Below are 23,863 nucleotides of genomic sequence, written 5' to 3'. Positions count from 1 at the left end.
CCTCATGAAGCGCAACATCGTCATCGCCACCGTCGTCGCCGCCACGCTCGTCGGGGGCGGCACCGCGACGGCCTTCGCGCTGGGCGGCGACGACGAGTCGTCGGCCGCGGGCAAGTCCAGCGTGCAGCTGAAGCACGACGACAGCCGGGTGAACGACGACCGGGACGACGCCGACGACAGCGCGGACGACGCCCGGGACCGCCGGGACGACCTGGACGACGACCGCGACGACGCTCGTGACGACGCCAGGGACGACCGGGACGACGCCCTGGAGGACGCCCGCGAGGCCCAGGGCGACAAGGCCGAGAACGCCGCCGAGGCGAAGGGCGCGAAGGTCGACGCCGCCGAGGCCGTCGCCGCCGCGCTGAAGGCGAAGCCCGGCACCGCGGTCTCCGTCGACCTCGACGACGAGAACGGCGGCCTGATCTGGGACGTCGACGTCCTCGGCAAGGACGGCCGGACCTGGCACAGCGTCCAGGTCGACCCGGGTACGGGCAAGGTCCTCGGCTCGCACGTCGAGCGGGACGACGACGGGGACGACGCCGCGGAGGACGCGCGGATCGCGGCCGCCGTCAAGGGCGCCTCGGTCACCGCGGGCGAGGCCGCGAAGGCCGCCGCCGACAAGGGCAAGGTGACCTCCGTGGACGTCGACGACGACGGTGCCCGTGTGAACGTCTGGGACGTCGAGACCACGTCGGCCAACGGCACCGAGTCCCACTGGAACGTGGACCTCAAGACCGGCAAGGTCACCGCCGACCGCTACGACGACTGACCGCTCCCCGTCCGAGCCGCACCCCCACCCATGAGCCAGCCCCCGCCACTGCCCCCCGGTGGCGGGGGCTTCCCCTGTCCATGATCGGGGGCCGTCGCGCACGATCGGGGGCCGTCACGGAAGTGCGCGGCGAGCCCTCCGGCGGAAGCAGGCCCCGGCAGAAGCGAGCCGGACCCCGCCCCGCGGTCCGCCTAAGCCGACGTCAACCCCTCCACCAGGGAATCCGCCGCCGCATAAGGGTCCAGCTCCCCCGCCACGATCCGCTCGGCCAGCGCCCCGAGGCGTACATCGCCGTGGAGGTCGGCGATCCGCTCCCGCAGGGCGGTGACGGCGATGGCCTCGACCTCGCCCGCCGCGCGGGTGGCCCGGCGCGAGGCGAGGACGCCCCGCTCCTCCATCCACGCCCGGTGCTTCTCCAGGGCCTCGACCAGCTCGTCGGTGCCCTCGCCCCGGGCGGCGACCGTCTTGACGATGGGGGGCCGCCAGTCCCCGGGGGAGCGGGACTCCCCGAGGCCGAGCATGTGGTTCAGCTCGCGCGCGGTCGCGTCCGCGCCGTCGCGGTCGGCCTTGTTGACGACGTACACATCGCCGATCTCCAGGATCCCGGCCTTCGCCGCCTGGATCCCGTCGCCCATGCCGGGCGCGAGAAGGACCACCGACGTGTCGGCCTGCGCGGCGATCTCCACCTCGGACTGGCCGACGCCGACCGTCTCCACCAGGATCACGTCGCAGCCGGCCGCGTCGAGCACGCGGATGGCCTGGGGGGCGGCCCAGGCCAGCCCGCCGAGGTGGCCGCGGGTGGCCATGGAGCGGATGTAGACGCCGGGGTCGGACGCGTGCTCCGACATCCGGACGCGGTCGCCGAGCAGCGCGCCGCCGGAGAACGGCGAGGACGGGTCGACGGCGAGCACCCCGACCCGCTTCCCGGCCCGCCGATACGCGCTGACCAGCGCCGACGTGGACGTCGACTTGCCGACGCCGGGCGATCCGGTGAGCCCGACCACGTACGCGTGCCCGGCCAGCGGAGCCAGCGCCGCCATCACCTCGCGCAACTGCGGCGACGCCCCCTCGACCAGCGAGATGAGCCGGGCCACGGCCCGCGGCCGGCCCTCGCGGGCCTGCGCGACGAGGGAGGGGACGTCCTGCATTGCGGCTCCGTTCCGTACGTACGTGGACGAGTCGAGCGTCCGTGACGGGTCAAGCGTCCGTGGACGAGTCAAGCGTCAGCGGCGGGAGAGGGCGAGGCGGGGACGGCCCGGCCCGCCCGGCGGCCTCAGCCCTTCGCCACCTTCAGGATGAGCGCGTCACCCTGGCCACCGCCGCCGCACAGCGCCGCCGCGCCGACACCGCCGCCGCGCCGCTTCAGTTCCAGGGCCAGGTGCAGCACGAGGCGGGCGCCGGACATCCCGATCGGGTGACCGAGGGCAATGGCCCCGCCGTTGACGTTCACCTTTTCCGTGGACACCCCGAGGTCCTTCATTGACTGCACCGCGACGGCGGCGAAGGCCTCGTTGATCTCGATGAGGTCGAGGTCGCCGACGGTCAGGCCTTCCTTCTTCAGGGCGTGCTGGATGGCGTTGGACGGCTGCGACTGGAGGGAGTTGTCGGGGCCCGCGACATTGCCGTGCGCGCCGATCTCCGCGATCCAGGCGAGGCCGAGCTCCTGGGCCTTGGCCTTGCTCATCACGACGACGGCGGCGGCCCCGTCGGAGATCTGCGAGGCGGTGCCCGCGGTGATGGTGCCGTCCTTGGCGAAGGCGGGGCGCAGCTTGCCGAGCGACTCGGCGGTGGTCTCGGCACGGATGCCCTCGTCGCGGGAGAAGAGGACCGGGTCGCCCTTGCGCTGCGGGACCTCGACGGGGGTGATCTCGGCGTCGAAGAGGCCGTTCTTCTGGGCGGCGGCGGCGCGCTGGTGGGAGAGGGCGCCGATCTCGTCCTGCTCGGGGCGGGCGATGCCGAGGCGGGTGTTGTGCTTCTCCGTGGACTCGCCCATGGCGATGTTCTCGAAGGGGTCGGTGAGGCCGTCGTGGGCCATCGCGTCGAGCATCTCGATCGCGCCGTACTTGTAGCCCTCGCGGGACCCCGGCAGCAGGTGCGGGGCGTTGGTCATCGACTCCTGGCCGCCCGCGACCACGATGTCGAACTCACCGGCGCGGATCAGCTGGTCGGCGAGGGCGATGGCGTCGAGGCCGGAGAGGCACACCTTGTTGACCGTGAGCGCGGGGACGTTCATGGGGATGCCCGCCTTGACGGCGGCCTGGCGCGCCGGGATCTGCCCCGCCCCGGCCTGCAGCACCTGCCCCATGATCACGTACTGCACCTGGTCGCCGCCGATGCCCGCCCGGTCGAGCGCCGCCTTGATCGCGAAGCCGCCGAGGTCCGCACCGGAGAAGGACTTGAGCGAGCCGAGCAGACGCCCCATGGGCGTGCGCGCGCCCGCGACGATCACTGAGGTGGTTCCGGTCGTTCCAGACATGTGGCACGGCCCCTTCCAGCTGGGGAGCTGAGGAGAGTGAACGAGGGTTTACTCGAATGTACTGAGCGGTACGGCGCACGTCACCGGGCAGCCGGTGTGATCGCGCGCACGTTGCGTAATCACGGTCGGGGGCGCTGCACTTGAGGCATGCTGACGCGAATCGACCACATCGGGATCGCCTGCCGGAACCTCGACGAGACCGTCGAGTTCTATCGTGCTACGTACGGTTTCGAGGTGTTCCACACCGAGGTCAACGAAGAGCAGGGCGTGCGTGAGGCCATGCTGAAGATCAACGAGACCTCGGACGGTGGCGCCTCCTACCTCCAGCTCCTCGAACCCACGCGCGAGGACTCCGCCGTCGGCAAGTGGCTGGCCAAGAACGGCGAGGGTGTGCACCACATCGCCTTCGGCACGGCCGACGTCGACGGCGACGCCGCCGCCATCAGGGACAAGGGCGTTCGGGTGCTCTACGACCAGCCGCGGATCGGCTCCATGGGGTCCCGGATCACCTTCCTGCACCCCAAGGACTGCCACGGAGTGCTCACCGAACTCGTGACTTCCGCACCCGCTGAACAGCCGGAGCACTGACCCCCACATATCCGGGCCGGTAGGGTTGGGGGCGGCCGTCCGAAACCTAGGGCGGTCGCTTGCCGGGGTCCGGGTTTCGGGGGACGAGCATCAGGGCAGCAGCCCGAGCTCCACTGTTGATCTGACACCATTCTCCGGGGGCCCCGTTCTGCGGACGGACGGGGCTCGTGCGTCAGGGACATGAGACCAGGATCGGGGTCTCCCCTGCTCGAGCGAAGCCGAGAGCTTGGGGAAGGATGGGACCGCGCAGTGCGGGGCTACGAGAGCCAGGACAGCCGACGACCGGCTGAGGCCGACCATCTCTCACGGTTCGAAGCCGAGATGGAGCGGCTGAAGACCGAGCGGGAGAAGGCCGTCCAGCACGCCGAGGACCTCGGCTACCAGGTCGAGGTGTTGCGCGCCAAGCTGCACGAGGCGCGCCGCAACCTCGCGTCCCGGCCTGCCTACGACAGCGCCGACATCGGCTATCAGGCCGAGCAGTTGCTGCGGAACGCGCAGGTCCAGGCCGAGCAGCTGCGCGCCGACGCCGAGCGCGAGCTGCGCGACGCCCGTGCCCAGACGCAGCGCATCCTCCAGGAGCACGCCGAGCAGCAGGCCCGGCTGCAGTCGGAGCTGCACTCGGAGGCCGTGTCCCGGCGCCAGCAGCTCGACCAGGAGCTGAACGAGCGCCGCCAGACCGTCGAGTCGCACGTCAACGAGAACGTGGCGTGGGCGGAGCAACTGCGCGCCCGCACGGAACAGCAGGCCCGCCGCCTCCTCGACGAGTCCCGCGCCGAGGCCGACCAGGCCCTCGCCGCCGCCCGCGCCGAGGCCGAGCGCGTCGCCGAACAGGCCCGCCAGCGGCTCACCTCCGACGCCGAGAGCGCCCGCGCGGAGGCCGAGGCGATCCTGCGCCGGGCCCGCACCGACGCCGAGCGCCTCCTGAACGCCGCCTCCACCCAGGCCCAGGAGGCCACCGAGCACGCCGAGGCGCTGCGCTCGTCCACCGCCACCGAGTCCGACCAGGCCCGCCGCCAGTCCGCCGAGCTGAGCCGGAACGCCGAGCAGCGCATGGCGGAGGCCGAGACGGCGCTGCGCGAGGCGCGCACGGAGGCCGACAAGGTCGTCGCCGAGGCCAAGGAGGCGGCGGCCAAGCAGCTGGCGACCGCCGAGGCCGCGGGCGAGCAGCGCACGCGTACGGCCAAGGAGCAGGTGGCCCGGCTCGTCGGCGAGGCCACCAAGGAGGCCGAGGCCGCCAAGGAGGCCGCCGAGCAGAAGGTCCAGGACGCCCGCGCCGAGGCCGAGAAGCTGATCGCGGACGCCGCCGAGAAGGCCCGTTCGATCACCGCCGAGGAGACGGCGTCGGAGATCGCGAAGGCCGCGCGGACCGCCGAGGAGGTCCTGGACAAGGCGTCCGAGGAGGCGAAGGCGACCACGCGCGCCGCCGCCGAGGAGGCCGAGCGGGTCCGCGCCGAGGCGGAGGCCGAGGCCGACCGGCTGCGCGGCGAGGCGCACGACATCGCCGAGCAGCTCAAGGGCGCGGCGAAGGACGACACCAAGGAGTACCGCGCCAAGACCGTCGAGCTCCAGGAGGAGGCGCGGCGGCTGCGCGGCGAGGCCGAACAGCTGCGGGCGGACGCGGTCGCCGAGGGCGAGAAGATCCGCGGCGAGGCCCGGCGCGAGGCCGTCCAGCAGATCGAGGAGGCGGCGCGCTCCGCCGAGGAGCTGCTCGGCAAGGCCAAGGCCGACGCCGAGGAGGCCCGGCAGGCCGCGACCACCGAGGCCGAGCGCGTCCGCACGGAGGCCATCGAGCGGGCCACGTCCCTGCGCAAGCAGGCCGAGGAGACCCTGGAGCGCACCCGCGCGGAGGCCGAGCGGCACCGCACGGAGGCCGCCGAGCAGGCCGAGACGGTCAAGTCGGAGGCGCAGACCGCGGCCGAGACGCTGCGCGCGGACACCGAGCGCGCGGTCGCGGCCCGCAAGACCGAGGCCGAGGCCGAGCTGGCCCGGCTGCACACGGAGGCCGAGGAGCGCCTGGCCGCGGCCGAGCAGTCGCTGAGCGACGCCCGCGCCGAGTCGGAGCGGATCCGCCGCGAGGCCGCCGAGGAGACGGAGCGGCTGCGCACGGAGGCCGCCGAGCGGATCCGGGCGCTGCAGTCGCAGGCGGAGACGGAGGCCGAGCGGCTGCGCACGGAGGCCGCGGCGGACGCCTCGCAGGCGCGCGCCGAGGGCGAGTCGGTCGCGGTGCGGCTGCGCTCGGACGCGGCCGCCGAGGCGGAGCGGCTGAAGACCGAGGCGCAGGAGTCCGCGGACCGGGTGCGCGCGGAGGCCGCCGCGGCCGCCGAGCGGGTCGCCGCCGAGGCGGCCGAGGCCCTCTCGGCCGCGCAGGACGAGGCGGTCCGGCGCCGCCGCGAGGCCGAGGAGACCCTGGGCGCGGCGCGCACGGAGGCCGACCAGGAGCGGGAGCGGGCGCGCGAGCGGAGCGAGGAGCTCCTCGCGTCGGCGCGCAACCGCGTGGAGGAGGCCCAGGCCGAGGCGGTCCGCCTGGTCGAGGAGGCCGAGGCGCGGGCCACGGAGCTGGTGTCGGCGGCCGAGCAGAAGGCCCAGTCGGTCCGGGACTCGGTGTCGGGGCTGCAGGAGCAGGCCCAGGAGGAGATCGCGGGGCTGCGCTCCGCGGCCGAGCACGCCGCGGAGCGCACCCGCAGCGAGGCGCAGGAGGAGGCGGACCGCGTCCGCGCCGACGCGTACGCCGAACGGGAGCGGGCCGGCGAGGACGCCAGTCGTACGCGTACGGAGGCGACGCGGGAGGCGGAGGCCGCCAAGGCGCTCGCCGAGCGCACGGTCGCGGACGCGATCGCGGAGTCCGAGCAGTTGCGCGCGGACGCGTCCGAGCACGCCCAGCGGGTGCGCACGGAGGCCTCGGACACGATCGCGACGGCCGAGCAGGACGCCGCGCGTACGCGTGCCGACGCCCGCGACGACGCCAACCGCATCCGCAACGACGCGGCGGGCCAGGCCGACACCCTGATCGGTGAGGCCCGCAGCGAGGCCGAGCGCCTCACCGCGGAGACGATCGCCGAGACCGACCGTCTGAAGGCCGACACAGCCACCGAGGCCGAGCGGGTGCGGGCCGAGTCCGTGGCGAAGGCGGAGCAGCTGATCTCGGACGCCTCGGGCGACGCCGAGCGGCTGCGCGCGGAGGCCGCGGAGAACGTGGGCTCGGCACAGCAGCAGGCCGAGCGGATCCGCAGTGACTCCGCGCGCGTCAAGGAGGAGGCCGACGCCGAGGCCGAGCGGGTCACGGCGCAGGCGCGCGAGGAGGCCGAGCGCACCCTCGACGAGGCGCGCAAGGAGGCCAACAAGCGGCGTACGGAGGCCGCGGAGCAGGTCGACAAGCTCATCACGGAGGCCGCGGCCGAGGCGGAGAAGCTGACGACGGACGCCCAGGAGAAGGCGCTCAAGTCGGCGACGGAAGCGGAGGCGCAGGCCGACACGATGGTCGGTGCGGCCCGCAAGGAGGCCGAGCGTCTGGTCGGTGAGGCCACCGTCGAGGGCAACTCGCTGGTGGAGAAGGCGCGTACGGACGCCGACGAGCTGCTCGTGGGGGCCCGCCGGGACGCGACCGCGATAAGGGAGCGCTCCGAGGAGCACCGCGACCGCATCACGACGGAGATCGAGGAGCTGCACGAGCGCGCCCGGCGCGAGTCGGCGGAGGCGATGAAGACCGCGGGCGAGCGCTGCGACGCGCTGGTCAAGGCCGCCGAGGAGCAGCTGGCGGAGGCCGAGGCGAAGGCCAAGGAGCTGGTCGCGGACGCCAATTCGGAGGCCAGCTCGGTGCGCATCGCCGCCGTGAAGAAGGCCGAGGGCCTGCTCAAGGAGGCCGGGACGAAGAAGGCCGAGCTGGTGCGCGAGGCCGAGCGGATCCGCGACGAGGCGCGGACCGAGGCGGAGCGGATGGTCGACGAGGGCAAGCGGGAGCTCGAGGTCCTCGTGCGGCGCCGTGCGGACATCAATGCGGAGATTTCCCGTGTCCAGGACGTGCTCGAGGCGTTGGAATCCTTTGAGGCCCCGCAGACCGGGGGCAAGGACGGTGGCGTCAAGGCGGGGGCCGCGGCGGGTGGGACTCGTTCGGGTGGCAAGCAGTCAGAAGGCTAGCCACGGAGCCTGTTCCGTGCTCGGCAAGGACCTTCGGCACTGTCGCTGGCAAGCAGTCTGCCGGTTAGCCACTCAAAAGGGGTGTCATTCTCCAGATCAAACGGGCATACGCTCGATGACACGCCGCAACGCCCCCTAGGATTCCCTCTATCACCTCACCCGGTCTCATTCGACAGGAACCCCATGAGCGACACTTCCCCCTACGGCTTCGAGCTTGTGCGGCGTGGGTACGACCGCGCTCAGGTGGACGAACGTATCTCCAAGCTCGTCTCCGACCGAGACTCCGCTCTCACCCGTATCACTGCTCTGGAAAAGCGCATCGAGGAACTCCACCTCGAGACGCAGAACGCCCAGGCTCAGGTGGCCGACGCCGAGCCGTCGTACGCCGGTCTCGGTGCCCGCGTCGAGAAGATCCTCCGCCTCGCCGAGGAGGAGGCGAAGGACCTGCGCGAGGAGGCGCGGCGCGCCGCCGAGCAGCACCGTGAGCTCGCCGAGTCCGCGGCCCAGCAGGTGCGCAACGACGCCGAGTCGTTCGCCGCCGAGCGCAAGTCCAAGGCCGAGGACGAGGGCGTCCGCATCGTCGAGAAGGCCAAGGGCGAGGCGAGCGCGCTGCGCGCCGAGGCGCAGAAGGACGCGCAGTCCAAGCGCGAGGAGGCGGACGCCCTCTTCGAGGAGACCCGCGCCAAGGCCGCCCAGGCCGCGGCCGACTTCGAGACGAACCTCGCCAAGCGGCGGGAGCAGTCCGAGCGTGACCTGGCGTCGCGTCAGGCCAAGGCCGAGAAGCGCCTCGCGGAGATCGAGCACCGCGCGGAGCAGCTGCGCCTGGAGGCGGAGAAGCTGCGCACGGACGCCGAGCGCCGCGCCCGCCAGACCGTCGAGACGGCGCAGCGCCAGGCCGAGGACATCGTCGCGGACGCGAACGCCAAGGCGGACCGGATCCGCAGCGAGTCGGAGCGGGAGCTGGCGGCCCTCACCAACCGCCGCGACTCCATCAACGCCCAGCTGACGAACGTCCGCGAGATGCTCGCGACGCTCACCGGCGCGGCTGTCGCCGCCGCGGGCACGCCCGCGGAGGACGAGCCGATCTCTCGGGGGGTCCCTGCCCAGCAGAGCCGCTGACGCGGAGAGCGCCATCACGGGGTGAACGACGACGGAGCCCCCTGCCACGCCGAGTGGCAGGGGGCTCCGTCCCGTCTTAGCGTGTGCGCATGATCGAGCTCGAGGGGCTGACCAAGCGGTACGGCGAGAAGGTCGCCGTCAACAACCTCACCTTCACCGTCCACCCGGGCACCGTCACGGGCTTCCTCGGGCCGAACGGCGCGGGCAAGTCGACGACGATGCGGATGATGCTGGGGCTCGACAACCCGACCGCGGGCGACGTGCGCATCGACGGCAAGCACTACGCCCAGCTGAAGGACCCGCTGAAGTACATCGGCGCGCTCCTCGACGCCAAGGCCATGCACGGCGGCCGCAGCGCCTTCAACCACCTGCTGTGCCTCGCGCAGTCCAACGGCATCCCGCGGGCCCGGGTCCACGAGGTCCTGGACACCGTCGGCCTGACCGCGGTCGCCAGGAAGAAGGCCAAGGGCTTCTCGCTCGGCATGGGCCAGCGCCTCGGCATCGCGGGCGCGCTGCTCGGCGACCCCGAGATCCTGATGTTCGACGAGCCGGTGAACGGGCTCGACCCCGAGGGCATCCACTGGATCCGCAATCTGATGAAGTCCCTCGCCGCCCAAGGGCGTACGGTCTTCGTCTCCTCGCACCTCATGAGCGAGATGGCGCTCACCGCCGAGCACCTCGTCGTCATCGGCCAGGGCAGGCTGCTCGCCGACACCTCCATGTCGGACTTCATCCGGCAGAACTCCCGCTCCTACGTCCGGCTGCGCTCCCCGCAGCGCGAGCGGCTGCTCGACGTGCTGCACGAGGCGGGCATCACCGCGGTCGAGGCGGGCAACGGCACCCTCGAAGTGGACGGCGCGGGCTCCGAGCAGCTCGGCGAGCTGGCCGCGCAGCACCAGCTCGTCCTGCATGAACTCAGCCCGCAGCAGGCCTCGTTGGAGGAAGCGTTCATGCAGCTCACGGCCGAGTCGGTGGAGTACCACGCACACGCGGACCACCAGCCACCCACCGCCTCCGACCCCGGCTCGGCGCCGCCGCCGGGCGGGGCGTCGCCCGGCGGGACTCCCCCGGGGCAGGGCTGGGGCGCGGGCTGGCAGCAGCCGGGGAAGGGGAACTGAGCCATGGCCGCGACGCAGGTACTCAGGTCGGAGTGGACCAAGATCCGCTCGGTGGCCTCGACCGTCTGGACGCTCGGCCTCGCCGCCGTCGTCACGGTCGCCCTCGGCATGCTGATCAGCATCCTGTCCAAGAACGACTACGACGACCTCAGCCGCGAGGACAAGATCACCTTCGACCCGACGTACATCAGCTTCGCCGGGATGTCGCTCGGCCAGCTCGCGATGATCGTCTTCGGTGTCCTCGTGGTCTCCAACGAGTACAACACCGGCATGATCCGCACCTCGCTCGCGGCGGTCCCGCAGCGCGGCACGTTCCTGTTCGGCAAGGTCGCGGTCGCCGCGCTGCTCGCGTTCGCGGTCGGCATCGCCACCAGCTTCGTCGCGTTCTTCCTCGGCCAGGCGATGCTCGGCGAGTACAAGGCGCACCTCGGCGACCCGGGCGTGCTGCGGGCGGTCATCGGCGGCGGGCTCTACATGACGCTGATCGCGATGTTCTCGATGGGCGTCGCCGCGATGCTGCGCAGCCCGATGCTGTCCCTCGGCATCCTGATGCCGTTCTTCTTCCTGATCTCCAGCATCCTCGGCAACGTGTCGGCGACGAAGAAGATCGGCCGCTTCCTCCCCGACCAGGCCGGAAGCAAGATCATGCAGGTCAAGTCGCCCTTCGACGACGACACCCCGTACGGCCCCTGGGGCGGTCTCGGCATCATGGTGGCGTGGACGGCCCTGGCCCTCGTCGGCGGCTACGTCCTGCTGAAGAAGCGCGACGCCTGACGCCCGCCTCAGCCGCTCCCCCGCCCGTCCCCCGGCGGCAGCAGGTCGTCGAACCTCGACCAGCCGCCCCACCGCCACACGTCCTTGGCCAGGTCCGGCTCAAGGGGTACGAAGCGCCCCAGCTCGAAGTCCCCGGCCTCCAGGTCGAACCAGCGCTCGTCCGCCACCTCCGTGCCCAGGCGCACCGTCCGCGCGCTCAGCCGGACGAGGAGCTTGACCCCGCTCGACCGTGACAGGTCCTTGCCCTGGATCTCCTGGAACGGCAGCCGGGGCACCGGGGCCTCGATCGGTATCCACACGGTGAAGGGCGCGCCGCGCTCCACGGCGAGCCAGTAGCGCTCGTCGGCCGGCTCGCCCTTCTCGTCCAGGACCTTCAGCCACTTCTTGTAGATGACGAGGCTGCCGTCGTGCGGCGAGGGCTCCAGGTAGCGCAGGTGGGCCCGGGCCCTCAGGTCGACGACGGACAGGTTGTCGAAGCGGTTGTAGAAGCGGATGGCGATGATCGCGTCCCGGCTGCCCGCGCAGCGCAGCGCGTAGTCGGGGAAGTCCGCGGTCCGGGCCTGGGAGATGCTCGCGCGTCGCCTCCAGACGAAGGGCCGCAGCGCGAACATCTTGATCAGCACGATGCCGAGCAGGACCGCGGGGGCGAGCGCGCCGGTGATCGAGGCGACGGTCGCGAGCAGTTGTTGCGCCGTGCTGTCCGGCCGCGGTTCGAGGTTGTCGGTGCCGACGCAGGCCCGCAGGACCGTGAGGCTGAGATCGAAGAACCGCTCCAGGTCGCCGAAGCGGTCCGCGAGGGACCGCTCGGACGGTTCGGCGAGTGTCCACAGCGCCGCGATGACGGCGGAGAGGACCCCGAGCGCGGCCAGGGCCATCAGGAGCAGCGAGTGGACGGCGTGACCGGCGATCCACCAGCGAACGGATGTGCGGTACCGCGGATGCCGACCCCGCCCCTGTCCGCTCGACCGAAGCACCACCACCCTCAAGTCCCCTCGTTCTCGGGCCAGTTGGAGAGACAACCTAGAATGGACTGGCATCTTTCCCAGCGAACGTCCCGACCAACCGCGCCTCAGGGGGCGAGAGCAGTCCTCGGTGCGGTCGGACCCTGCGTGGCAGGCTGCGTCTCCGCATCGCGCGACCACCCCGAAAGGCGTCACCGTGACGACAAAGGACCGAAGCCTCTCAGCGCTCGGCTTGGACGACGTGCCGGCGAGACAACCGCTCACCTACCCCGGACGCCAGATCCCCGGCCCCTCCCTCCTCACCGGCGACGAACTGCTCCAGCTCGACGTGCGCCCGCTCCGGCTCGGCGAGTGGCAGGTCAGGGAGCGCGGCGGGCAGCCGCTCGACCAGGTCCTCACCGAGCTCGGGCAGGCGGCGGCGGGCGACCGCCACCCGGTCATCGCGGTCGGCTCGAACGCCTCGCCCGGCCAGGTCGCGCACAAGCTCACCCGGCTCGGCATCCCGGCGGCGGTGCCGATGGCGCCGGTGCGGGTCGAGGGCATCGCCGTGGGCTGCTCGGGGCACATCAGCCCCGCCGGGTACGTGGCGGCCACCCCGTACGTGGAGCGCGCGGCGGCAACGGGGCTCGTCCTGACCTGGCTGGATTCGACGCAGCTCAAGGCGGTCGACGAGACCGAGTTCCCGGACTACCGGCGAGCGGTCCTCCCGGGCGACCAGTTCGCGATGACGCTGGCGTCGGGCGAGCGGCTGAGCGGCGCGTACATCTACTTCAGCGCGCACGGCGTCCTCACCGACCCCACCGGCGGCCTGCCGAGGCCGGGCGGCGGCGACCAGGCGACGCTGCTCCGGGCCCTGCTCGCGGCCTCCCCCCGCCTGCGGGAACTGCTCGGGCCCACCCCGGAGAGCTGGGCGGCCCGCGCCGCAGCGGAGCGCGCCGTCCGCGCACAGGGCACGCGGATCTTCGGCGAGGAGGGCTGGGTGCTCCCGCAGACGGACTTCCTGCCGTACACCGACGAGTCCGCCGAGCTGCGCCGGTACGACGACCTGCCTCCGCTGGGCGGCTCCCTGGCCGGTGGGACGGTCTCCTGACCTCTCGGGCTTGACCGGAGTTTTACTCGCTCTTGGCTGGAACCGTCAGCCCACAGATATCCTCCTAACCCTTACGGGGGCGTGTGCCCCGACGTCCTGAACCATTCGATGGGTGCGGAGAATGATCGAGGCAGTCGGCCTGACGAAGCGCTACGGCGCCAAGACAGCCGTGTACAACCTTTCCTTCCAGGTGCGGCCCGGCACCGTGACCGGCTTCCTCGGCCCCAACGGGTCCGGCAAGTCGACGACGATGCGCATGATCCTCGGGCTCGACGCGCCCTCGCAGGGGCAGGTGACGATCGGCGGCTACCCGTACCGCAAGCTGCCGAACGCGCCCCGCCAGGTCGGCGCCCTGCTCGACGCCAAGGCGGTGCACGGCGGCCGGCACGCCCGCAACCACCTGCTGTGCCTCGCGCAGCTCTCGGGCATCCCCGCGCGGCGCGTGGACGAGGTGCTCGGGGTCGTCGGCCTCCAGGACGTGGCGCGCAAGCGCTCCAAGGGCTTCTCGCTCGGCATGGGCCAGCGCCTCGGCATCGCCGCCGCGCTGCTCGGCGACCCGCAGGTGCTGCTCTTCGACGAGCCGGTCAACGGCCTCGACCCCGAGGGCATCCTCTGGGTGCGCAACCTGATGAAGTCGCTCGCCGCGGAGGGACGTACCGTCTTCGTCTCCTCGCACCTCATGAGCGAGATGGCGCTGACCGCCGAGCACCTGATCGTCATCGGCCGCGGCCAGCTGCTCGCCGACATGAGCGTCAGGGACTTCATCTCGACGAACTCCGCCGACTTCGCCCGGGTGCGCACCCCGGACACCGACCCGCAGCAGCGCGAGAAGCTCACCGCCGCGCTCACCGAGGCCGGCGGCCAGGTGCTGCCCGAGCAGGACGGCGCGCTCCGCGTCACCGGCCTGCCGCTGCCCCGCATCAGCGACCTCGCGCACGGCGCGGACGTGCGCCTGTGGGAGCTCTCGCCGCACCAGGCCTCGCTCGAAGAGGCGTACATGCGCATGACGCAGGGCGCCGTGGACTACCGCTCCACCGTCGACCAGCGCGCGGGCCTGCAGCAGCAGCTCCCGCCGGGCGCGATGGCGCAGCCGCAGCAGCCCCAGCTGCCGGTGCCCGGCCAGGGCCAGCCCGGCTGGTACGCCCCGCCGCCGCCCCAGCAGGGCGGCCAGCCGTTCGCGATGCCCCAGGGCGCACCGCCCGCCGCCGACGCGAACCCGTACGCCGGAGCCCCCCAGCCCCCGGCCGCCGCTCCCGCCCCCGCGCCCGACATGACCAAGAGCGCCACCGACAACGAGGAATCCCGATGACCACGCCTCCGACTCCGCAGCAGCCGCAGGCGCAGCCCCCGCAGCCCCAGGACGCCGCGGCCCACGCCGCCCCGGCCCCGCAGCCCCAGCCCCCCGCGCAGCAGCCCCAGCAGGCCTACGCGCACGCCGGGGCCCCGGCGCCGCACGGCGCCCCGGCCATGGCGGCCGCCCCCGCGCCCGCCGCCCCGGCCCCGCCGTCGGCCTGGCAGCAGGCGATGAGCAACGCCTACACCTCGCCGATCCCGATCAAGAAGACCAACCTCGGTCACGCCCTCGCCTCCGAGTGGACGAAGATCAAGTCGGTCCGCTCCACGGTGTGGACGCTGAGCATCTTCCTGATCCTCGTCATCGGCATCGGCCTGCTCGCCGTCGCGAACACGCAGGCCGACGACTACCGCGACGTGCCGTTCACGGTCCCGGCGTTCTTCGGCCTGATGCTCGGCCAGATCTGCCTGATCACCCTGGGCGTCCTGGTGACCTCGTCCGAGTACGGCACCGGCATGATCCGCACCACGTTCACCGCGTCGCCGCAGCGCCACCGCGTGCTCGCGGCGAAGGCCCTGATCTTCTTCATGATCGCCTTCGTGGCGTCCGCGGGTTCGATCCTGCTCGTGGGCCTGATGGCGTCGGGCGCGCACAGCGGCCCGGAGGCGGGCGACATCGCCTGGGGCGGCACGGTCGTCAAGGGCGCTCTGTACGTCTCGCTGCTCGGCGTGCTCGCGCTCGCCGTCGGCTCCATGCTGCGCCACTCCGCCGGAGCCATCACGACGATGCTCGGCGTGGTCCTCGTCCCCGCGATCCTGCCGGGCTTCCTCGGCATCTGGGACAGCACCCGGAAGCTCGGCGACAAGATGGCCGACTACAACGCCATCAACTCGCTCGCCAAGATCTTCCGGATCGACGGCCTCGACAACACCAGCACGGGGACGTCGCAGCTGATGCTGCTCGTCGTCATCACGGCCGCCGCCGTGATCGGCGCCTTCGCCCTCCTGGAGAAGCGCGACGTCTGACCGGCCCCCGGTCGGACCGCCCTAGTACCTCGGCGCGTTACGGGACCGCTGCACCTTCGTGGTGCGGCGGTCCTTCGCGTTCCAGCACGCCGTGTGCCAGTGCCTGCGCTCGTCCACGCCCGAGTGCTCGGGCCAGGCGACCACGTGCGCGAGCCCGGAGCGGATCTCCTGGTCGCAGCCCGGGCAGCGGTAGGTCTTGCCGGCCGCGCTCGCGCCCGCGACGTGGCGCACGCTCCACTCCTCGCCCTGCCAGCTCTCGGCGCGCTGGAAGCCGCCGTAACGGCCGGAGGGCTCGGTGCCCTCGGCGGCCTGGCCCTGGCTGGGATCTGCGGCGCCCTTGGGGCGGTTGCGACGCGGCGACACGGGACACCTCACGAAGGGACGAGGGCTTGGCTGGGCTGGCCGCCGGCAACGGGCGGGCGTATGTCCAGCCTACGCACCGTACAGAGGGGTAGACGTCCCCCACCAACCCCCACGGATCCCCTCCTGCGCCGCACAGAAAATCTGCCAATCTGCCCGCGAAGCCGTGCCTTTGGCACTTGTCACGCGTTGTTGCCGGTAGGGGAGTGCCTGCGTCGGTGCCGAGGAGGCAGGAAGTTCGATGCGTTTAGGAAGTTTTGTGCTGGCCGCCCAGTTCCCGGGCCAGGGCCACGGGGAAGCACTGCACCGGGCCGTGCGGTCCGTCGAGGTCGCCGAGGAAGCGGGCCTCGAATCGGCCTGGCTCGCCGAACACCACTTCGTGCCGTACGGCACCTGTCCTTCCGCGATCACGCTCGCGGCCCTGCTGCTCGGGCGCACCCGGCGCATCCGCGTCGGCACGGCCGTCAGCGTGCTGCCCACCGTCCACCCCGTGGCCCTCGGCGAGCAGGCCGCGCTGCTGCACCTCACCTCCGGCGGGCGCTTCTCGCTGGGCGTGGGGCGCGGCGGCCCCTGGGTGGACCTGGAAGTCTTCGGCTCGGGCATCGAGGCGTACGAGAAGGGGTTCCCGGAATCCCTCGACCTGCTGCTGAGCTGGCTCAGCGGGGCCGGCCGGGTGGCGGGGCCAGGGGGCCGGTTCGCCTTCCGTGACGTCGCGGTCGTGCCACGCCCGACGGAGTCCCTCTGCGGGCCGTCGGCCCCGTTCCCGGACCTGCCCGCGCCGCCGGAGCCGGACCGGGCCGGGCCGTCGGCGGGCCCCGAGGTCGTCGTCGCGTGCACCTCGCCGTCCAGCGTCCGGCTCGCCGCCGCCCGCGGCCTGCCGATGCTCCTCGGCATGCACGTGGGGGACGAGGAGAAGGCCGAAATGGTGGCGTTGTGGGGCAGGCACGCGCGAGCCGCCGGGCGCACGCCGGAGGAGGTGGCGCGGGCCGCGCACGTCTCGGCCGGGGTCGCCCAGATCGCGGACCGGCGCGTGGAGGCCAACGAGACGCTCACCAAGGCGATGCCGGGTTGGCTGAAGTACGGTCTGGACGCCCATGTCACGGTCGACGGCCGCGTCCGCGCCATGCGCGACCCCCTCGGGTACACGGAACTGCTGTGCGGCATCCACCCCGTGGGGACGCCGCAGGTGTGCGCGGACCGCCTCGCGGCGACCTCCGAGCGCACCGGCATCACGCGCTTCGCGTTGCTCGTGGAGGGCTCGGGCGACCTGGCAACCACGGAGGAAAACGTACGCCGCCTGGGCACGGAAGTACTCCCACAACTGACATAGCAAAACCCGGAACACCCCCGAGGGGGGCGCCCCGCAAGGGGCGCGCCCCGAAGAGGAGCGCCCCGTAAGGGGCGCGGGGAACTGCGCGCCCAGCCCCCACAACCCGCACAAAAAAGGGGGGCTCCGCCCCCCCAAGGGGCACCCCACACAAGGCGCCCCCGCCAGAAGAATGCTGCCGCCCCGGACTGAAACACCTCCCGCGTACGGAGCGGCAGCAACTACCCTCAGCAGTCGCGAAGCTCGGGCGACTGATTCAGCAACTGGCCGCGAATCGAAGTGAACTTGGCCAGCCTCTCGTCTGCGGAGCCGTCCAGCGGGAACACCGCCACACGGTGGCAGTTCTGGAACGCCAGACGGACCCCGAAGTGGCGCTGCAGGGCGCCGCGAATCGCGTCACTCGCGAGCGCGCGGAGCAACTGACCACGCGCCTGCTCGTCCGGCGGCGGCGTCTGGTTGTCGGCGAACTCGCCGCCGTCGACCTTCAACTGGGCCACCAGGGAGCTGACCATCTCCCACGCGTAAGGCAGGGAGGTCCGGACGCAGTCGACGAATGCTGCTTCGTCGACCTCGCCTCGCTCGGCCTGTTCCAACAGTGCCGGTGAGACGTCGAGCGACATGGGTTCTCCTCTCGCACCCCCAGGGAGCAGGGGCCTACGGACAGGGAAGGAGCTCGCATACGCAGCGTGCACGTGCGACGACCTCCTGCTTATACGGTAGGCAACGGCTGGGTGGACCACCAGGAGATTGGGCGCATAACCGGCCAGGATCGAACGGGTTCATCGCTGGACAAGTGGTGCGGTCCAGGGGGGCTTGCCGAGTCAGGAGCGACCCACGGAATTCGCCGCACCACCTCGCGTCGAGTAGCGTTGCCGACCATGCGTCTCGTCATCGCCCGCTGCTCCGTGGACTACGCGGGCCGGCTCACCGCCCACCTCCCGTCGGCCCCCCGCCTGATCCTCGTCAAGGCGGACGGAAGCGTCTCCATTCACGCTGACGACCGGGCCTACAAGCCCCTCAACTGGATGTCGCCGCCGTGCACCCTGAAGGAGGGTTCGGGCGACGACGCCGGTGTGTGGACCGTCGTCAACAAGGCGGGCGAGAAGCTCATCATCACCATGGAGGAGGTCCTCCATGACTCCTCGCACGAACTGGGCGTCGACCCGGGCCTCATCAAGGACGGCGTGGAAGCACACCTTCAGGAGTTGCTCGCCGACCGGATCGAGACACTCGGTGAGGGATATACGCTGATCCGCCGCGAGTACATGACGGCGATCGGCCCGGTCGACATCCTCTGCCGCGACGCCGACGGGCAGACGGTCGCCGTCGAGATCAAGCGCCGCGGCGAGATCGACGGCGTCGAGCAACTGACCCGCTATCTGGAGCTGTTGAACCGCGACCCGCACCTGGCTCCGGTCAAGGGCGTCTTCGCCGCCCAGGAGATCAAGCCGCAGGCACGCGTGCTCGCCACCGACCGCGGCATCGGCTGCACCGTCCTCGACTACGACGCGCTGCGCGGCATCGAGGACGACAAGCTGCGCCTGTTCTGAACCGCCCGCCCCGCCGGGGCGACGTGCGTGCGCCTACGAAAGGGCCGGACTCCCGAGGGAGTCCGGCCCTTTCGCGTGCGCGGGCGTTCCGTCAGATCACCGGCGACGAGGCGGACCCGGACGTGCCGCCCGTCACCGGGGCGGACGTGACCGGTTCCGACGACGACGGGCCGCTCGCCGAGTCGGACGTCTCCGGCGAGGACGGCGGCGTCGACGGGGTGGTCGGCGGCGGCGTGGTCGGCGGAGTGGTGGGCGGGGTCGTCGGCGGAGTCGTGGGCGGCTTCGTCGGCGGCTTCGTGGGCTTGGTCGGCTTGTCCGTCGGCTTCGTGGGCTTGTGCGTCGGCTTCGTCGGCTGGCCGCTGGGCTTGTCCGACGGCTTCGTCGGCTTGCCGCTCGGCTTGTCCGACGGGTCCTTCGGGCCGTCGCTCTTCGACGGATTGCCGCTCGTGCCGGGCTTCGGGTCGTCGGAGGTGCCGGGCACCCCGTCCTTGCCGGGGTCGGCCGGCCCTTCCGAGGAGCCGTCGCTCGGCTTGTCCGCGCCGAGCCCGCCGCCGTTGTCGTCCGCGCTGGCCGACTGGTCGGTGCGCACCCGGTCGGGCTGCCCTTCGTCCTTGTCGGAGGTGGCGCCGAGCGTCACCACAGTGCCGAGGACCGCGACGAGCAGCGCGCCCGCCCCGGCCGCGACCAGGTTGCGCCGGGTGCCGCGCACGATCGAGCGGCGCGTCGTTCCGGAACCGGCTCCGGAACCCGCGGCCGAGCCGGGACCCGAGGTGGGGACGGCCTGCCGGGTGACGACGGTGTCGGCCTCCGGAGGCGGCGGCGCGGGCAGCGCGAACGCCGCGGGGACGCCGCCGGGCGGCGACGCCGACTCCTCGTACCGGGCGTCGGGCACCTCCTCGCCCGCCGCCGACCTGCCGTCCGGCAGCAGCCCACCGGAGCGGTCGGCGACCAGGGCGAGCGCTCTGCGGCCCGCGATCATGCCGCGCTTGTCGGCGAGGGCGCCGCGCAGGCCGATGGAGGCCTCCAACTCGGCGCGGGCCCGGTCCAGGCGTCCGGCGCAGAGCGCGAGGATGCCCAACTCATGGTGGAAGTAGGCCTCTTCGGCGACCTCGCCGGAGGTGCGCGAGGCCTCCTGCCCGGACCGCAGCGCCCGCTCCCAGGCGCCCCAGTTCAGCCCGCCGGCGAAGGCGGGCGCGGCCGTGCGGGCGAGGAGCACCGCGGCGGACGGCTCAATTCCGCTGTCGGTTCCGCTGTCGGCCCCGGCGCCGGGGCCGTTGACCAGGGCGGCGAGCGCGGCGAGGACCGCGTCGGCCTCGGCGGCGACCCGCTCGGGGGCCACCGAGGGGTGCCCGGACCACCAGGCGTAGTGCCGCGCGGCGGACTGGGCGTTCGCGGCGGCGTCGTCGGCGTATCCGGCGCCCTCCAGCTGGGTGCGCACGCCGGCCGCGAGGCGGTAGTGACCGCCGACGGGGGTGACGAGGGCGCAGTCGACCAGCTCGGCGAGCGCGGCGTCGGCGTGGGTGTCGCCGACGAGCGCGGGCAGGTGGGCCGGGTGCGGGAGTTCGCCGCCGAGCGCGACGGCGAGGCGCAGCGCGGCGCGCGCGGACGCGCTGAGCCGGGAAGCGAGCAGCGCGGCGGGCGCGGCGCCGTCGGCGAGGGACGGCAGCGGTACGTCGTGTCCGGCGGCGTCGAAGGGCGCGTCGTAGCCGCCGGGGTCCTGGTCGGGGCCGTACTCGTCGAAGGCGCCGGGGTCGGCGAGGAGCCGGTCGCGCTGGCGCAGCAGGGCTCCGGCCTGGACGAAGCGCAGCGGCAGGCCCTCGGACTCGAACCAGAGGTCACCGGCCCAGTTGGCCTCGTCGTCGGTGAGGACGCGGCCGACGACGCGCTCGAGGAGTTCCAGGCCGCCGCCGCGGCCGAGGCCGCCGAGGAAGACCTCTTCGAGGTGGGACTCGGGCGAGGGCGCGGCGATGTCGGGCGTCGCGGCGACGAGGAAGGCGCACTCGGGTGTCGCGTCCAGGAGCTCTTCGAGGGCGGCGCCGCCGAACTCCAGGTCGTCGAGGACGACGACGGCGCCGATGTCGCGGAGCAGTTCGCGCAGCAGGGCCCGGTCGGGGCGGTGCCGGGGCGCGTCGTGGACGGCGGCGAAGAGGTCGTACAGGAGGTCGCCTACGGTGCGGTGGTAGCCGCTGAGGCGGATCACGCCGTCGGGGGCGAGGTCCGCGCAGTCCTCGGCGACGGCGGCGAGCAGCGCCGTGCGGCCGGATCCGGCGGGGCCGGTGAGGCGCACGGAGCGGCCGCGGGCGAGCAGGCGCACCAGGCGCTCGCGCTCCTCCTGCCGTTCGAGCAGCGGCAGGCGGGGCAGGGCGGGGCCCGGCGGTACGGGCGGCTGGGCGGCGCGGCGGCGTTCGGCGCGCTCGACGGCGGAGTGCTTGGGCGGGTGCCCGGGCTGTTCCCCCGGCGGGCAGGGCTCTATCTCGCTGCCGTCGACGGGGTTCACGGTGAGCAGGAAGTCGCCGGACACCACTTGTACGGTGCGGGCGACGGCGGGCGGCCCGAAGTCGGCCGTGACGGACGGACCGGGCGGGCCCGGTGACGCGTCCTGTGGTGTCTGGTGCTCGGCAGGCGTCGCGCCGTCGTCGTGGGTGCCGTCGCGGCCGATCCCCGCGCCGTCGCGGTCGTCACCGTCGTGGCCGTACTCTTCAGGTCCCCGGTTCATCGGGTCCATGGTCTCAGCCCCCCAGATGCGTCGTGTGCGAAGCCCCCTCCGGCCTTGAGCACACCGCGCTGTCGCTTCTGGTCCGGTGCCCCCCGTGTGGGTTCGTCTATCGGCAGGCGACCGAACCCTAAACCTTCTTCAGTATCCCCGTGGAGGGCGGGGTACCGCCCGGTCCGAGACGTCACAGTCTCGTGAGGATTGTGGGTGAGGGAGCGCTCCCGCCCCCCTCGCGCGGCTTATACGCGAGGGAGGGATTCGACCCCGATGCCGCCTTCGATGGCGAGGATGCGGTGGAGTCGGGTGGCGACGAGGAGGCGCTGCATCTGCGGCGGTACGCCGCGCAGCACGAGGCGGCGGCCGCAGCGTCCGGCGCGCCGGTGGGCGCCCATGATGACGCCGAGTCCCGTGGCGTCCCACGAGTCGAGTTCGGACAGGTCGAGCACCAGGTCGCCGGCGCCGTCGTCGACGGCCGAGTGCAGGACCGTACGGGCGTCCGCCGCGCTGCGTACGTCGAGGCGTCCCCCGACGACCAGCTGGGCCTGGTCGCCCCTGATGTGCATATGCGCTCCCCAAGAGTGCGGTGTCGTATGTGGCGCCTGTGCCGCGAGGCGTCTGTGTATGTCACAGCAACTGACTGCCGCTCGGGTAAGGAAGTTGCCGTCTGTAAGCGAACCGATACCGAATTCACCCCGAGGGGTGATCCCAGGAGGCGTACAGGCGTCGGTATCCGCTGTCAGTGCCCGTGGCGGCTCAGTGCTTGTAGAAGCCCTGCCCGCTCTTGCGCCCGATGTCACCGGCGTCAACCATCCGGCGCATCAGCTCCGGCGGGGCGAACTTCTCGTCCTGGGACTCCGTGTAGATGTTGTCGGTGGCGTGCAGCAGGATGTCGACGCCGGTGAGGTCCGCGGTGGCGAGCGGGCCCATGGCGTGGCCGAAGCCGAGCTTGCAGGCGATGTCGATGTCCTCGGCGCTGGCGACGCCCGACTCGTAGAGCTTGGCGGCCTCGACGACGAGGGCGGAGATGAGACGGGTGGTCACGAAGCCCGCGACGTCGCGGTTGACGACGATGCAGGTCTTGCCGACGGACTCGGCGAACTCACGCGTGGTGGCGAGGGTTTCGTCGCTCGTCTTGTGGCCGCGGACCAGCTCGCACAGCTGCATCATCGGCACCGGCGAGAAGAAGTGGGCGCCGACGACGCGCTCCGGACGGTCCGTCACGGCCGCGATCTTGGTGATCGGGATGGCGGAGGTGTTGGAGGCGAGCACGGTCTCGTCGCGCACGATCTTGTCGAGTGTCCGGAAGATCTCGTGCTTGACCTCGAGCTTCTCGAACACGGCCTCGACGACGACGTCCGCGTCGGCGGCGGCGTCGAGGTCGGTGGTGGTCGTGATGCGGCCGAGCGCGACCTCGGCGTCGGCGGCGTCGAGCTTGCCCTTGCTGACGAACTTCTCGTACGAGGCCTTGATGCCGTCGGTGCCGCGGGTCAGCGCCTCGTCGGTGACGTCGCGCAGGACGACGTCCCAGCCCGCCTGTGCGGATACCTGGGCGATTCCGGACCCCATGAGTCCGGCTCCGATGACGGCGAGCTTCCGTGCCACGTTACGACTCCCCTTACCAACCGACGACTGAGCGCTTACACGCTGTTTACGCCCACCCGTCGCCCGACCACCACCCCTCAAGGGGGCCCTTCGGGCCGCTGTATCCGAGCGGGAACTCTGGCCCGGACATTAGCGCTCACAGCCGCTCAGGGGACCGCTAAGAGACGCACGCCACGTCCCATTTGACGGACATCACACCGGCAGGGGTCCCGGGGTGGCCGTCGGGGCGTCATGTGGCCGTGCGGATCCCGTAGTTGAGGACCTGCTCGCCGAGCACGTCCTCCACTTCGTCGAGCAGATCGAGGGCCTCGCGGGAGACCTCTTCGGGCACCCGGCGCTTCGTCATCTCGGCGCCGATCCAGGCGAAGACGGTGCCGTACGCCCAGCTGAGCTGGCCCGCGACGAGTTCGGGCAGGTGGCCGGAGGCGGGGCCCGCCTCCTCGCGCAGGGTGGCCTCCAGGTCCTTGAGGGTCTCCTGCTGCAGGGCCCAGAGGCGGGAGCGCAGGGCGGGCGACTCGGTGATGACCTTCATGAAGTCGGCGTACCCGTCGAAGAGCCCGACCGTCGGCGAGACGCCCTCGACCAGGGCGCGCAGCTCGCGCAGGACCGCGGCGGCGGCGGACTCCCCCACCCGGCGCCCGCGCACCCACCGGGAGAGCCGGTCGACCATCTCGACGCCCCGGTCGAGGAACAGGTCCTCCTTGGCCGGGAAGTAGTTGTAGACCGTGTTGACCGAGACGTCGGCGGCGTCGGCGATCTCGGCGACGGTCACGGTGACGAAGCCGTGCTCGACGAACAGACCGGTCGCGATGTCCGAGATCCGCTGCTTGGTCTGCCGCTTCTTCCGCTCCCTGAGTCCCTCAGTCATGCCTCCCATCGTAGCTTCGCTGGTCTCCATGAAAACTTGCCCTCGCCGAAAACTTGCCTCCCCTTAAAACTTGGGCGCATTGCAAAATTCA

The 23,863-nt window shown here is 72.3% G+C and carries 20 protein-coding genes; 11 read left to right on the top strand and 9 right to left on the bottom strand.

What is annotated here, in order from left to right; genetic code table 11:
* Positions 1-4 precede the first annotated feature (4 nt).
* Positions 5-772: a PepSY domain-containing protein gene (locus ACFVHO_RS10790; RefSeq protein ID WP_385712248.1), complete on the top strand. Its 768-nt coding sequence runs from the start codon at positions 5-7 to the stop codon at positions 770-772.
* Positions 773-963: 191 nt separating this feature from the next.
* Here ACFVHO_RS10790 and meaB read toward each other — a convergent pair whose 3' ends face one another.
* Complete coding sequence (gene meaB / locus ACFVHO_RS10785) at positions 964-1,920, bottom strand: methylmalonyl Co-A mutase-associated GTPase MeaB (protein ID WP_385712246.1); 957 nt, start codon at positions 1,918-1,920, stop codon at positions 964-966.
* A 125-nt stretch (positions 1,921-2,045) separates the two neighbouring features.
* On the bottom strand, positions 2,046-3,248 hold the full coding sequence (locus ACFVHO_RS10780; RefSeq protein WP_385712244.1) for an acetyl-CoA C-acetyltransferase: 1,203 nt from the start codon (positions 3,246-3,248) through the stop codon (positions 2,046-2,048).
* A gap of 147 nt (positions 3,249-3,395) precedes the next feature.
* Between ACFVHO_RS10780 and mce the strand changes: the two genes are divergently transcribed.
* From mce to ACFVHO_RS10755, 5 genes are all read left to right on the top strand, one after another.
* Positions 3,396-3,836, top strand: coding sequence for a methylmalonyl-CoA epimerase (gene mce / locus ACFVHO_RS10775; RefSeq protein WP_385712242.1), 441 nt, complete (start codon positions 3,396-3,398; stop codon positions 3,834-3,836).
* A gap of 249 nt (positions 3,837-4,085) precedes the next feature.
* Positions 4,086-7,970, top strand: a complete 3,885-nt coding sequence (gene scy / locus ACFVHO_RS10770; RefSeq protein WP_385712240.1) for a polarized growth protein Scy — start codon at positions 4,086-4,088, stop codon at positions 7,968-7,970.
* Between the two features lie 183 nt (positions 7,971-8,153).
* Positions 8,154-9,089: a cellulose-binding protein gene (locus ACFVHO_RS10765; RefSeq protein WP_030361235.1), complete on the top strand. Its 936-nt coding sequence runs from the start codon at positions 8,154-8,156 to the stop codon at positions 9,087-9,089.
* Positions 9,090-9,178: 89 nt separating this feature from the next.
* Positions 9,179-10,207, top strand: coding sequence for an ABC transporter ATP-binding protein (locus tag ACFVHO_RS10760; protein ID WP_385712238.1), 1,029 nt, complete (start codon positions 9,179-9,181; stop codon positions 10,205-10,207).
* Between the two features lie 3 nt (positions 10,208-10,210).
* Complete coding sequence (locus tag ACFVHO_RS10755) at positions 10,211-10,981, top strand: ABC transporter permease subunit (RefSeq protein ID WP_385712236.1); 771 nt, start codon at positions 10,211-10,213, stop codon at positions 10,979-10,981.
* Positions 10,982-10,989: 8 nt separating this feature from the next.
* On the opposite strand, the gene ACFVHO_RS10750 is transcribed toward ACFVHO_RS10755, so the two are convergent.
* Complete coding sequence (locus tag ACFVHO_RS10750) at positions 10,990-11,856, bottom strand: hypothetical protein (RefSeq protein WP_385712234.1); 867 nt, start codon at positions 11,854-11,856, stop codon at positions 10,990-10,992.
* Positions 11,857-12,184: 328 nt separating this feature from the next.
* Between ACFVHO_RS10750 and ACFVHO_RS10745 the strand changes: the two genes are divergently transcribed.
* The 3 genes from ACFVHO_RS10745 (at position 12,185) to ACFVHO_RS10735 (ending at position 15,352) form a co-directional block, all read left to right on the top strand.
* Positions 12,185-13,033, top strand: coding sequence for a hypothetical protein (locus tag ACFVHO_RS10745; RefSeq protein ID WP_385712233.1), 849 nt, complete (start codon positions 12,185-12,187; stop codon positions 13,031-13,033).
* A gap of 121 nt (positions 13,034-13,154) precedes the next feature.
* Positions 13,155-14,342 (top strand): ABC transporter ATP-binding protein, encoded by a 1,188-nt coding sequence (locus tag ACFVHO_RS10740; protein ID WP_385712231.1) that lies wholly within the window; start codon positions 13,155-13,157, stop codon positions 14,340-14,342.
* Between the two features lie 158 nt (positions 14,343-14,500).
* The gene (locus ACFVHO_RS10735) at positions 14,501-15,352 is read left to right on the top strand and encodes an ABC transporter permease (RefSeq protein ID WP_385712426.1); all 852 of its coding nucleotides are present in this window, start codon (positions 14,501-14,503) and stop codon (positions 15,350-15,352) included.
* 21 nt (positions 15,353-15,373) lie between these two features.
* Here the strand turns inward: ACFVHO_RS10735 and ACFVHO_RS10730 are convergent, their stop codons facing one another.
* The gene (locus tag ACFVHO_RS10730) at positions 15,374-15,715 is read right to left on the bottom strand and encodes an ATP/GTP-binding protein (RefSeq protein ID WP_385712230.1); all 342 of its coding nucleotides are present in this window, start codon (positions 15,713-15,715) and stop codon (positions 15,374-15,376) included.
* Positions 15,716-15,953: 238 nt separating this feature from the next.
* On the opposite strand from ACFVHO_RS10730, the gene ACFVHO_RS10725 reads away from it, so the two are divergent.
* A complete protein-coding gene (locus ACFVHO_RS10725) occupies positions 15,954-17,042 on the top strand; it encodes an LLM class flavin-dependent oxidoreductase (protein ID WP_385712228.1) in 1,089 nt (362 codons plus the stop codon).
* 224 nt (positions 17,043-17,266) lie between these two features.
* On the opposite strand, the gene ACFVHO_RS10720 is transcribed toward ACFVHO_RS10725, so the two are convergent.
* Positions 17,267-17,659 (bottom strand): SCO5389 family protein, encoded by a 393-nt coding sequence (locus ACFVHO_RS10720; protein ID WP_385712227.1) that lies wholly within the window; start codon positions 17,657-17,659, stop codon positions 17,267-17,269.
* Positions 17,660-17,917: 258 nt separating this feature from the next.
* Between ACFVHO_RS10720 and nucS the strand changes: the two genes are divergently transcribed.
* Positions 17,918-18,589: an endonuclease NucS gene (nucS, locus tag ACFVHO_RS10715; RefSeq protein WP_385712225.1), complete on the top strand. Its 672-nt coding sequence runs from the start codon at positions 17,918-17,920 to the stop codon at positions 18,587-18,589.
* 91 nt (positions 18,590-18,680) lie between these two features.
* On the opposite strand, the gene ACFVHO_RS10710 is transcribed toward nucS, so the two are convergent.
* The 4 genes from ACFVHO_RS10710 to ACFVHO_RS10695 form a co-directional block, all read right to left on the bottom strand.
* Entirely contained in the window at positions 18,681-21,314 is a 2,634-nt protein-coding gene (locus ACFVHO_RS10710; protein ID WP_385712223.1) for an ATP-binding protein, read from the bottom strand.
* A gap of 227 nt (positions 21,315-21,541) precedes the next feature.
* Positions 21,542-21,865 (bottom strand): STAS domain-containing protein, encoded by a 324-nt coding sequence (locus ACFVHO_RS10705; RefSeq protein WP_030361223.1) that lies wholly within the window; start codon positions 21,863-21,865, stop codon positions 21,542-21,544.
* A gap of 190 nt (positions 21,866-22,055) precedes the next feature.
* Entirely contained in the window at positions 22,056-22,904 is an 849-nt protein-coding gene (locus tag ACFVHO_RS10700) for a 3-hydroxyacyl-CoA dehydrogenase family protein (protein WP_385712221.1), read from the bottom strand.
* A gap of 229 nt (positions 22,905-23,133) precedes the next feature.
* Positions 23,134-23,772, bottom strand: a complete 639-nt coding sequence (locus tag ACFVHO_RS10695) for a TetR/AcrR family transcriptional regulator (protein WP_385712219.1) — start codon at positions 23,770-23,772, stop codon at positions 23,134-23,136.
* Between the last annotated feature and the right edge of the window lie 91 nt (positions 23,773-23,863).

This window comes from Streptomyces sp. NPDC127108 (genome assembly GCF_042677545.1).
Classification (GTDB): Bacteria; Actinomycetota; Actinomycetes; order Streptomycetales; family Streptomycetaceae; genus Streptomyces.
The sequence above is the reverse complement of the archived record's forward strand: the minus strand, read 5'-3'. Positions and strand labels throughout refer to the sequence as shown.